Raw genomic sequence first — 9721 nt, 5'->3', positions numbered from 1 at the left:
CAGCTCGCCACTTTCGCAACCAGCCGCCGAATCCGTTTCAGCGAAGCCTTCGATTATGCACCGACTTTTCAATCAGCGTCAACTTCGAAGAAGCTTTTTTCACCCAACCAACTCGCAATCAGCTCCGAAGAACCCATCGCTTCAAACACCTTGCAGTGACTGTCAGTCGAGCCCGCAAGTATATGCCAGGAAATGAGCCCGGCAACCCCATGCGAACAAAATCGCGTTCAAGTCGCCCTTCTCCAGAGCGGCACACAGCGATGCGCTCCAAGCCCTGTCCAGTGCGTCCTCCGATAATCCTCCCCACATGGCACTCATCACACTCCTCGACGCCCAACTGGCGTTCGGTCACGTCCCCCTGCTAGATCACGCGGACTTCTCTCTTCTGGAATCGGAGCGTATCGGCCTGATCGGCCGCAACGGCGCCGGCAAGTCATCGATGCTCAAGATATTGGGCGGACTCGAGAAGACAGACGACGGCACCCTTCAGTTGCAGCAGAACCTCCGAGTGGCCTACGTGGCCCAGGAACCCCTCCTCGACATGGATGCCGACGTGTTCACCGCCGCCAGCCAGGGCCTGGCCGAGGTCATCGCCGTGCGCGACCTCTATCTTTCCGGTGCGGACGGCCTCGACCTGGACGCCCTCCAGTCGAAGATCGAAGCCTTCGACGCCTGGAACTGGGAGCAGCGCGTCGAGGAGACGCTGCACCGCCTCCACCTCGACCGCAATGCCCGCGTCGGCTCCCTGTCCGGCGGTACCCGCAAGCGTGTCGCCCTGGCCCAGGCCCTGGTGGCCGCACCCGACGTCCTTCTTCTGGACGAGCCCACCAACCACCTGGACCTCGACTCCATCGAGTGGCTCGAACAGCTGCTGATCGACTTCAAGGGCAGCGTCGTCACCATCACCCACGACCGCAGCTTTCTGAACCGCGTCGCCACCCGCATCGTGGAGCTGGACCGGGGCAAGCTGAACTCCTACCCCGGCAACTTCGAGCAATACCTCCTGCAGAAGGAAGAGCAACTCGCCCAGGAGGCCGTGATCAGCGCCAAGGCCGACAAGCTGCTGGCCCAGGAAGAGATCTGGATCCGCAAGGGCGTGGAAGCGCGCCGCACCCGCAGCCAGAGCCGCATCACCCGCCTGCAGGAATTGCGCGCCAGCCGCAGCTCGCGCCGCGAAGTGCAGGGCAGCGTGAACATGGACGTGGCGTCCGGCCAGTCCAGCGGCAAGATCGTGGCCGAACTCACCGAGGCGACCAAGTCCTTCGGCGAGAAGACCGTCATCCGCAACTTCAGCGGCACCATCCTGCGCGGCGACAAGGTCGGCCTGCTCGGCCCCAACGGCGCGGGCAAGACCACGCTGCTGAAGCTGATCCTGGGCGAGCTCGAACCCGACAGCGGCAAGATCCGCCGCGGTACCAATCTGCAGGTGGCGTACTTCGACCAGATGCGCGACAAGCTCGACCTCGACGCCACGCTGGAAGACTTCATCAGCCCCGGCAGCGAGTGGATCGAGATCGGCAGCCAGCGCAAGCACGTCAAGAGCTACCTGTCGGACTTTCTGTTCTCGCCCGCGCGCGCCAACTCCCCGGTGCGCTCGCTCAGCGGCGGCGAACGCAACCGCCTGCTGCTGGCGCGCCTGTTCGCACGCCCGGCCAACGTGCTGGTGCTCGACGAGCCGACCAACGACCTGGACATCGACACCCTCGAGCTGCTCGAAAGCCTGCTGCAGGACTACGACGGCACCGTGTTCCTCGTGAGCCACGACCGCACCTTCCTGGACAACGTGGTGACCAGCACCATCGCCTACGAAGGCGACGGCCGCTGGCGCGAATACGAAGGCAGCGTGCAGGACTGGTTGATCCAGTCCAAGCGCGCCCGCGACATCGCCGAGCAGCGAATGGCCGCAGCTCCCGCCCCTGCGCCGGCTTCGGCGCCCGCCCCGGCCGCCGAAGCCGCCGCCCCCAAGGCGGCAGGTGCGCGCAAGAAGCTCTCCTATAAGGAACAACGCGAGCTGGAGGCCCTCCCCGCGCAGATCGCCGCCCTCGAAGGCGAACAGAAGCGCATCACGGAACTGCTCGAACTCGACGGCGGCGCCCTCTACGCCACCGATGCCTCGCGCGCCACCGAGCTCGCCGAGCGCCACGCAAAGATCGACGACGAGCTACTCGCCGCCCTCGAGCGCCAGGAAGAACTCGGCGTCACGCGCTGAAGCCGATGCCGGTCGTCCGCCCGTCCGACGCGTGGCGGGCGCCGACTAGGCTATACATGCGGCTTCCCTCTCCAAGCCCCGGAAAAGCCGCATGCCTTCTTCCTTCCAGACGTTGTTTCGCCGGTCCACCGCGCTTCTGGCGCTGCTGATCCTGGGCGCGTGCGCGCAACTGCCGCAGAACGTCGATCGACCCGTTTCCACTGCAATCGCCGCCCCGGCCACCGGCACCGCGCTGGCCGACCTGGTGCAGCAGCGACGCCAGGCCGACAAGGCCCGCTACGAATCCGGCTTCCTGCTGCTGGGCGGACCGCAGGCCGCCTATGGCAGCCGGCTCGCGCTGATCGAAGGCGCCCAGAAGACGCTGGACCTGCAGTACTACGCCATCCACGCCGACGCCAGCACCGCCCGCCTGGTGCGCGGCCTGCGCACGGCCGCGGAGCGCGGCGTGCGGGTGCGCGTGCTGCTCGACGACTTCCACACCACCGGGCGCGACGCCCTGGTGCTGGGACTGGCCTTCATCCCGAACATCCAGATGCGGCTGTTCAACCCATTGGCCGGCTCGCGCGACTCCAGCTTCAGCCGCCTGTTCAACTCGATCGACGACGCCTCGCGCATCCAGCAGCGCATGCACAACAAGCTGTTCCTGGCCGACAACGTGCTCGCCGTCACGGGCGGGCGCAACCTGGGCGACGCCTACTTCGGCAACGCGACCACTGGCAACTTCGTCGATGTCGACGTGCTGGCGGCCGGCCCGATCGTGCAGGACCTGTCGCGCAGCTTCGACAGCTACTGGAACAACGAGCGCGCGTACCCGGTGCAGTCGCTGGTCACGCGCGAAGAGCTGCAGGCGACGCGCGAGCGCGCGAGCAAGGCCGACCAGGAACTGGTCGCGCAAGCCGCCCGTGACCCGGACGACAAGCCCAGCGCCGACGCGCCGCCCACGCCCGAGCAGCGCGCCCGTGCCTGGGACGAGAAGGCGCTCGACCTGCGCACCGCCACCTTCGTCTGGGCGCCGGCCGTGATGCTGGCCGACAAGCCCGGCAAGATCGCCGCCGATTCCGCCTCCGGCCCCGACAGCGCGAAGGCGCCGGGCCTCGTGGTCAGCCAGCCTGACGACAAGGCGAATGCGTCGCGCCGGGTGGCCTCGCTGGAAGCCGCCTCCGACCTGGCCGCCAACGGCGACACGGTGGTCGAAGGCCTGCTGCAGATGATCGGGCAGGCACGCACCGACCTGCTCATCATTTCGCCCTACTTCGTGCCCGGCAAGGACATGCTGCAGGCCTTTTCCGCGGCGCGCGCGCGGGGCGTGCGCATCCGCGTGCTGACCAACTCGCTGGCTTCCAACGACGCGCCGGTGGCCCATGTGGGCTACGCGCGCCACCGCGAGGCGCTGCTGAAGATGGGCGTCGAGCTGTACGAACTGCGCAGCGAGCAGACCAGCTTCGGCAGCGTCTTCGGCTCCACCGGCAGCAGCGGCGGCGGCAGCGGAACGGGCAGCATCGCCGGCGCATCGCGCGCCATGCTGCACTCCAAGGTGCTGGTGATGGACGGCCGGCTGCTGGTGGTCGGCTCGATGAACCTCGACCTGCGCTCGCAGCTGCAGAACACCGAGATCGCGCTGCTGATCCGCAGCAACGAGCTGTCGCGCGCGGCGTCCGAGCAGATCGAGCGCGGCATGGCCGAGCGCTCGTGGCACGTGGAGCTGGTCGACGGCTCGCTGGTGTGGCGCGCTCCCAAGGACAGCAAGCTGCCCGACGCGACCACCGAGCCCGACACCAGCGCCACGCTGCGGCTGATGCTCAAGCTCTTCGGGCCGCTTGCGCCCGACGAACTGCTCTAGAAACCCTCGATCGGGGCCTGTGCGTCAGTGCTTGTGTGCCGACCCGGCGGCATCGGCACCTTCGGGCGCCCCTACCGGCAGCGACACGTCCAGAGCGGTCTTCACACCCTTGGCATCTTCGAACTTCAGCGTGAAGGGCACGCTCGCGCCCTTGGCCAAGGCGCCCTTCAGGTCCATCATCATCACGTGGTAGCCGCCGGGCTTGAGCTCGACGGTCTGGCCCGCGGGCAGGTCGAGGCCGCCCGGAAGCTCGCGCATCTTCATGACGTCGCCTTCCATCTTCATCTCGTGCACTTCGGCCGTGCCCGCCGCCGGGGTCGAAATGCCGACCAGCTTCGTGCCGGTGGGCGCGGTCAGCTTCATGAAGGCACCCGTGCCGCTCTGGCCCGGCACCGACTGGCGCACCCAGCCGCCCTGCACATCGACCGTGGCCACGCCCTGCGCCACCACGTTCAGCCTGGCGGCCGGGCTCTTCAGGCCCGCCGTCGAACTGCCCGACGCCGGCACCTCGGCCCAGTCGGCCACGCCGGTGTCGCAGGTCTGCAGCACCTTGAACCACAGCGTGCCTGGCGTGGCGGGCACCTTGCCGCGCAGCACGAACTCGGCGCGCTCGCTGCCGGGCAGCGCATTGCCGGGCGTCTCGGCGCTCCAGCGCACTTCGCCGTCACCGTTCTTCGTCACGTCGAGCTTCCAGCCCTTGCGCGCCTGGGCGTCGCTCAGCACGAAGCCCTTGGGCAGGCGCACCGCCAGGCCGGTGGTGGCCTTGGCGCCTTCGCAGGCGTGGCCGACGCGGAAGGCGGCGTTGTAGTCGCTGCCCACGGTGGCGCTGCCCGGCGGCAGCGTGACGTGTGCAAGAGTGGCGCCAGCGCCCGTCAGCATTGCGCATGCCGCTATGGTTTTGAGAGTGATCATCGATGTCTTGGTCATGTCGGGTCCTTGCAGTTGGAATGAGAGCGTCATGGGTCGAACCTGAGTTCAGCCAGGCAGGTGTGTTGCACGAACAGGGGCAGAGGCGGGCCCGCGTCGACCGCGTTCAGTACCACTTCGGGCATGCGCGTGCGGATGGCATCGACGTGCTGCGCCGTGCCCACCCGTTCAGGTCGCGCTCGAAACTTCGAGCCCAAAAAGCCGGACACGCACGTCGTTCGTGCGTAGGCAGCTATGGTTTCGAGAGCGTCAGGAGAAAGTCGGGGGCCCGCGCGCCGGCAGGGGCGCGGCGGCGGCGGCCAGGCGCGTGGCGGGAATCGACTGGACCAGGCGGCCCAGCGGCAAGGGGAGATAGAAAGCGGGCACCGACAGGGCCGGCGGCGGTGCGCCGGTCAGCACGCACAGCGGGCAGTCCATGTGGGAGGCGCCGAGCGCCTGCGTGCCGTCCTCGGTGTGGACCACCACCTTGATGGAGCCGACGCTGGAGCACACCAGCTCCATCGCCTGCGGATGCACCAGCGGCGACGCCACCGCCGCGCCCAGCGACAGCACGAACCACAGCAGCATCCCGCGGCCGATGAGGCCGAGAAAGCGGGTGGGGTGGCGCAGCGCGTGCATGGCGGGCGCGATTATCTGCGCACTTTGCCCTTGGCGGCAGGGGCGGCGGTCTTGGAAGCCGCCTTGGCGGGCGCCTTGGCCGTGGCTTTGCCGCCCTTGGCCGCGGGCGCCGCCTTGGCCGATTTGCCGCCCTTGACCGCAGCGGCCGGTGCGCCCTTCTGCCCGTTCGGCCCGCGCTGGCCCTTCACGGCCTTGCCGCCGCGCACAGCCCTGGGGGCCGGCGACGGCGCCGCGAGCGCCGCCATCGGCGCCGCGGTTTGCGCCTGCACATCGGTCAGCACCGGCGTCACCGTGAAGCCGCGCGCCGCCATCAGCGTGGGCAATCCCTGCGGGCCGATCATGTGCAGCGCGCCCACGGCCGCGAACACGCCCTTGCCGCCGGCGTGCAAACGCTCGATGCCGTCGGCCAGGTTCGGGTTGCGGTCGTCGAGCAGGCGCTTGGTCAGGCGCTGCTCGGCGGGCGTGTTGAGGCAGTCGCACCATTCGGCATAGCGGCCCAGCTTGCCCACGTCGCTGCGGGCCCACACGTCGGCCAGCTCCTTCAGCTGGCCGCGCAGCTTGCCCGACTCCAGCTCGTCGAGCGCCGCGTCGATCTGCTCGCCTTCCTCGGCCTCGGATTCGCCCGTGAGCACCTTCAATTGCGCGGCCGCGCTTTCGAGCGCGACGATCGGCTTGTTGCTGTTGCGGGCGGCCACGGCCAGCGTTTCGTCCACGCCGAACTCGGGATAGAGCCCGTCGGCGCGCGCGACCAGGCCGGCCAGCGCCGTCACCTGCAGGATGGGCTGCAGCTTCGACAGCGCGCCCGGCGGCACGCAGGCCTCGGCGTTCTGTCGCGCCAGCCGGCGCGCGCGCTCGCCGCTGAGCACGCGCCCGAGCACCTCGGGGTCGGCCGGCTTAGCCATGGCGGCAGCGGTGGCTTCGTCGCGCGAGTCGAGCTCCAGCGCGAGGGTGTCGCTCTGCGTCAGCGCCTTCTGGATGGTCGGGCCGGGCCGCACCCAGTCGCCGCGGCCGATGTGGATGGTGCCGTAGAGCCACGAGGTGCGCCCGTCGCGCTCGATGCGCCAGAGCATGCCGCGGTCGACGCCGTTGCGCAGCGTGGTGCCGGGCTTCTCGAGGCTGGCGATGGCCGAGGGCGGGCAGGCGGCGTGCGCCGCAGCAAATGTAAAGACACAGCAGGCGCCCGCCAGGAGTTGGCGCGGCAGCCGTTGGAGGCTTTTTGCCAGGCGCACAGGCGCCGAAAAATCGATGTTGCGCATGTGTGCAACCAGGGTCCGGAGTATCCGCAAGGCGTGCTCCACGATGAAAGAAAGTCCGGCATTCTCACAGCACCGCTGCCCATAATCCAAAACCATGCAGAGCATCTTCCACCTTGCCTTTCACGTTCGCGACCTCGACGGCGCCCGCCGCTTCTATGGCGGTGTCCTCGGCTGCGCCGAGGGCCGCAGCACCGACACCTGGGTCGATTTCGACTTTTTCGGCCACCAGATTTCGCTTCATCTCGGCGAGCCCTTCGCCACCGCCCGCACCGGCCGCGTCGGCGACGTGATGGTGCCGATGCCGCACTTCGGCCTTGCGCTCGCCCTGCCCGACTGGCAGGCCCTGGCCGCGCGCCTGGAGGCCGCCGGCACCGAGTTCGTGCTGAAGCCGCAGGTGCGCTTCGAGGGCCAGCCCGGCGAGCAATGGACGATGTTCTTCCATGACCCGTTCGGCAATCCGATCGAGGTCAAGGGATTCCGTTCCCTGGCCACGCTTTACGACAAATGAGACCGCGCCGCGCCGCCCCCCGCAGACCCGCCGCTGTGCCGGGCACTGCGGGGCGCCTGTTGCGGCTCGGCCTGGCGGCGCTGGTGCCCCTGTTCTGCGCGGCCGCGGCGCACGCCCAGCAGGACTGCGAGCTCGACGGCCGCAGCGTGAACCCGGCCAACGGCGCCACCACGGCCGGCAAGACCGGCCTGCTGCGCTGCAAGGACCGCGAAAGCGGCGAGCTGCAGCGCGAGCAGCAGGTGCAGAACGGCGTGTTGATGGGGCTGGTGCGCATCTACGAGAAGGGCAAGCTGGCCAAGGAGCACAGCGTCAACGCCAAGGGCAACATCCAGGGCCGCGCGCGCGAGTTCTCGCCCACGGGCAAGGTACTGCGCGAGGGCACCTACGACGACGGCCAGGAGCGCGGCCTGGTGCGCAGCTTCTACCCCGACGGCAAACTGCGCCGCGCCGCGTTCTACCCCGACACGGGCAACGGCAGCGAGCGCGCATCGGTCGAGTTCACCGAGCGCGGGCAGCTGTCGGCGCTGCGCTGCGCCGACGCGCCGGCGCTCGCGCCGGTGGTCGACGACGCCAGGCTCTGCGGCTTCGCGGGCGTCGGCCCGTCGCAGGTCGATCTGTTCGACGCGCGCGGCAACCTGCGCTCGCGGCTGTCGTACGTGTCGGGCAAGCGCGTGCGTTCGCAGAGCTTCTACGACAATGGCAAGACCGCGGTGCTCGACGAAACCGTGGGCAACCAGCGCACCGAGCAGAACTACTCATCCGAAGGCGTGAAGCGCCGCGAAACCGTGTACCTGCTGGCCGAGCGCACCAGCGTGCGCATTCGCGAGCAGGCCTTCTCGGAAAAAGGCACGCTGGTGCGCGACCAGCGCTGGAACAGCGCGGGCGAGCCGATCGGCGACGACAGCTATTACCTGAACGGCCAGCCGACCAGCAAGTCGACCTACAGCGGCAGCACCGGCGAGGGACGCACGGTGGAGATCACCGAGTTCTACGACAGCGGCGAGCGCGCCGCGCAGGGCCGCTACCAGGTGGTGAGCCGCGGCCGGCAGATTCCTGTGGGCACCCACCAGCGCTTCAGCGAGAAGGGCACGCTGCTGGCCGAATCGACCTTCGACGCCAAGGGCCGCATCACGCGCGAGCGCAGCTGGGACGAGAACGGCGAACTGCAGCGCGACGACGAGGTCTTCGAAGACGGCTCGCGCAAGGCGTTCGCGCAATAGGCTCGGCCCCAGGCTTCGCGCACTTCGCGTCGCTTCTCCAATCCCCTACCGGGGGCCACACCAACGGCCCGGCAAAGCCGGTTCCGTGGTGTTTCCCGAACGATCGGGGATCCAACCAGGCGCTGTGGCCGCGTCAGTCCAGCTTGATGCCGGCCTGCTTGATGATCGGGCCCCAGCGCTTCGACTCGGCGCGCGACAGCGCCGCGAACTGCGCCGGCGTGCCGGGCATGGCTTCCATGCCGAAATCGTCGAAGCGCTTCTGGACCGCCGGCGTGCCGAAGGCCTTGTTCAGGTCGGCGTTGAGCTTGTTCACCACCGCCGACTGCAGCCCGGCCGGGCCCAGGATGCCCTGGAATGCGAACACCTCGGAGTTGGGCACGCCCACCTCGGCCAGCGTCGGCACGTTGGGCAGCAGCTTGTTGCGCGCACCCGAGCCGATGGCCAGCACGCGCACCTTGTTGCTCTGCATGATCCCCAGGCCCGAGGCCAGGTCGAGGAACATGCACGGCACCTGGCCGCCCATCACGTCGGCCATGGCCGGTGCCGCGCCGCGGTACGGAATGTGGGTGATGAAGGTGCCGGTGCGCACCTTGAACATTTCCATCGCGAGGTGGTGCGGCGAGCCGTTGCCCGGCGACGCGTAGTTCACCTTGCCGGGGTTGGCCTTCACGTAGGCCAGGAATTCCTTGAAGGTCTTCGCCGGGAAGTCTGGGTGCACCACCAGCGCCAGCGGGAACTTGCCGATCGCGCCGATGTAGGTGAAGTCCTTTTCAGGGCTGAACGGCAGCTTGCTGAACAAGTGCTCGTTGAAGGCCAGCAGGGCGTTGTCGGCCGACAGGATGGTGTAGCCGTCCGGCTTGCTCTTGGCGACGAAGTCGGCGCCGATGTTGGTCGACGCGCCGGGACGGTTGTCGACCACGATCTGCTGGCCCAGCGTCTGGCGCATCGATTCGGCCAGCACGCGCGCGATCACGTCGGTGCCGCCGCCCGCCGGGTACGGCACGACCCACTTGACGAGCTGCTGGGGGTATTCCTGCGCGTGGGCGAAGGGCGAGGCGGCCACGGCGGCGCCGGAGGCGAGCGTGGCGAGAAGGGTGCGGCGATCCATGGATCAGTCTCCAGTTGTAGATAGGCAGAAGCAGG

8 protein-coding genes are annotated in these 9721 nt (G+C 68.7%); 4 read left to right on the top strand and 4 right to left on the bottom strand.

Annotated elements, in window-relative coordinates; translation table 11 throughout:
* Positions 1 to 307: 307 nt before the first annotated feature.
* Positions 308 to 2209, top strand: coding sequence for an ATP-binding cassette domain-containing protein (locus AC1DJH_RS27365; protein WP_478187878.1), 1902 nt, complete (start codon positions 308 to 310; stop codon positions 2207 to 2209).
* A 91-nt stretch (positions 2210 to 2300) separates the two neighbouring features.
* Positions 2301 to 4049, top strand: a complete 1749-nt coding sequence (locus AC1DJH_RS27360; protein ID WP_478187877.1) for a phospholipase D family protein — start codon at positions 2301 to 2303, stop codon at positions 4047 to 4049.
* A 24-nt stretch (positions 4050 to 4073) separates the two neighbouring features.
* On the opposite strand, the gene AC1DJH_RS27355 is transcribed toward AC1DJH_RS27360, so the two are convergent.
* The 3 genes from AC1DJH_RS27355 to AC1DJH_RS27345 all read right to left on the bottom strand — a co-directional run bounded on the left by AC1DJH_RS27355 (position 4074) and on the right by AC1DJH_RS27345 (position 6850).
* Positions 4074 to 4961, bottom strand: a complete 888-nt coding sequence (locus AC1DJH_RS27355; protein WP_478187876.1) for a copper chaperone PCu(A)C domain-containing protein — start codon at positions 4959 to 4961, stop codon at positions 4074 to 4076.
* Between the two features lie 264 nt (positions 4962 to 5225).
* Positions 5226 to 5594: a DUF2946 family protein gene (locus tag AC1DJH_RS27350; RefSeq protein WP_478187875.1), complete on the bottom strand. Its 369-nt coding sequence runs from the start codon at positions 5592 to 5594 to the stop codon at positions 5226 to 5228.
* An 11-nt stretch (positions 5595 to 5605) separates the two neighbouring features.
* Positions 5606 to 6850 carry a TraB/GumN family protein gene (locus AC1DJH_RS27345; protein ID WP_478187874.1) on the bottom strand — a complete coding sequence of 415 codons (1245 nt, stop codon included), beginning with the start codon at positions 6848 to 6850 and terminating at the stop codon, positions 5606 to 5608.
* A 94-nt stretch (positions 6851 to 6944) separates the two neighbouring features.
* Between AC1DJH_RS27345 and AC1DJH_RS27340 the strand changes: the two genes are divergently transcribed.
* Together AC1DJH_RS27340 and AC1DJH_RS27335 are read left to right on the top strand one after the other, a co-directional pair.
* A complete protein-coding gene (locus AC1DJH_RS27340) occupies positions 6945 to 7358 on the top strand; it encodes a VOC family protein (protein ID WP_435441047.1) in 414 nt (137 codons plus the stop codon).
* The gene (locus AC1DJH_RS27335; protein ID WP_478187873.1) at positions 7355 to 8578 is read left to right on the top strand and encodes a toxin-antitoxin system YwqK family antitoxin; all 1224 of its coding nucleotides are present in this window, start codon (positions 7355 to 7357) and stop codon (positions 8576 to 8578) included. The genes AC1DJH_RS27340 and AC1DJH_RS27335 overlap by 4 nt, the downstream gene beginning before the upstream one ends.
* A 133-nt stretch (positions 8579 to 8711) precedes the next feature.
* Here the strand turns inward: AC1DJH_RS27335 and AC1DJH_RS27330 are convergent, their stop codons facing one another.
* Positions 8712 to 9686, bottom strand: coding sequence for a Bug family tripartite tricarboxylate transporter substrate binding protein (locus AC1DJH_RS27330; RefSeq protein ID WP_478187872.1), 975 nt, complete (start codon positions 9684 to 9686; stop codon positions 8712 to 8714).
* Positions 9687 to 9721 lie beyond the last annotated feature (35 nt).

This window comes from Variovorax sp. 10N412, from assembly GCF_056394985.1.
This window is presented reverse-complemented; position numbering and strand designations above follow the sequence as displayed.

Coding starts and splice junctions, on each gene's coding strand:
- AC1DJH_RS27365 (WP_478187878.1), top strand. CDS start 308: ATGGCACTCATCACACTCCTCGACGCCCAACTGGCGTTCGGTCACGTC.
- AC1DJH_RS27360 (WP_478187877.1), top strand. CDS start 2,301: ATGCCTTCTTCCTTCCAGACGTTGTTTCGCCGGTCCACCGCGCTTCTG.
- AC1DJH_RS27355 (WP_478187876.1), bottom strand. CDS start 4,961: ATGATCACTCTCAAAACCATAGCGGCATGCGCAATGCTGACGGGCGCT.
- AC1DJH_RS27350 (WP_478187875.1), bottom strand. CDS start 5,594: ATGCACGCGCTGCGCCACCCCACCCGCTTTCTCGGCCTCATCGGCCGC.
- AC1DJH_RS27345 (WP_478187874.1), bottom strand. CDS start 6,850: ATGCGCAACATCGATTTTTCGGCGCCTGTGCGCCTGGCAAAAAGCCTC.
- AC1DJH_RS27340 (WP_435441047.1), top strand. CDS start 6,945: ATGCAGAGCATCTTCCACCTTGCCTTTCACGTTCGCGACCTCGACGGC.
- AC1DJH_RS27335 (WP_478187873.1), top strand. CDS start 7,355: ATGAGACCGCGCCGCGCCGCCCCCCGCAGACCCGCCGCTGTGCCGGGC.
- AC1DJH_RS27330 (WP_478187872.1), bottom strand. CDS start 9,686: ATGGATCGCCGCACCCTTCTCGCCACGCTCGCCTCCGGCGCCGCCGTG.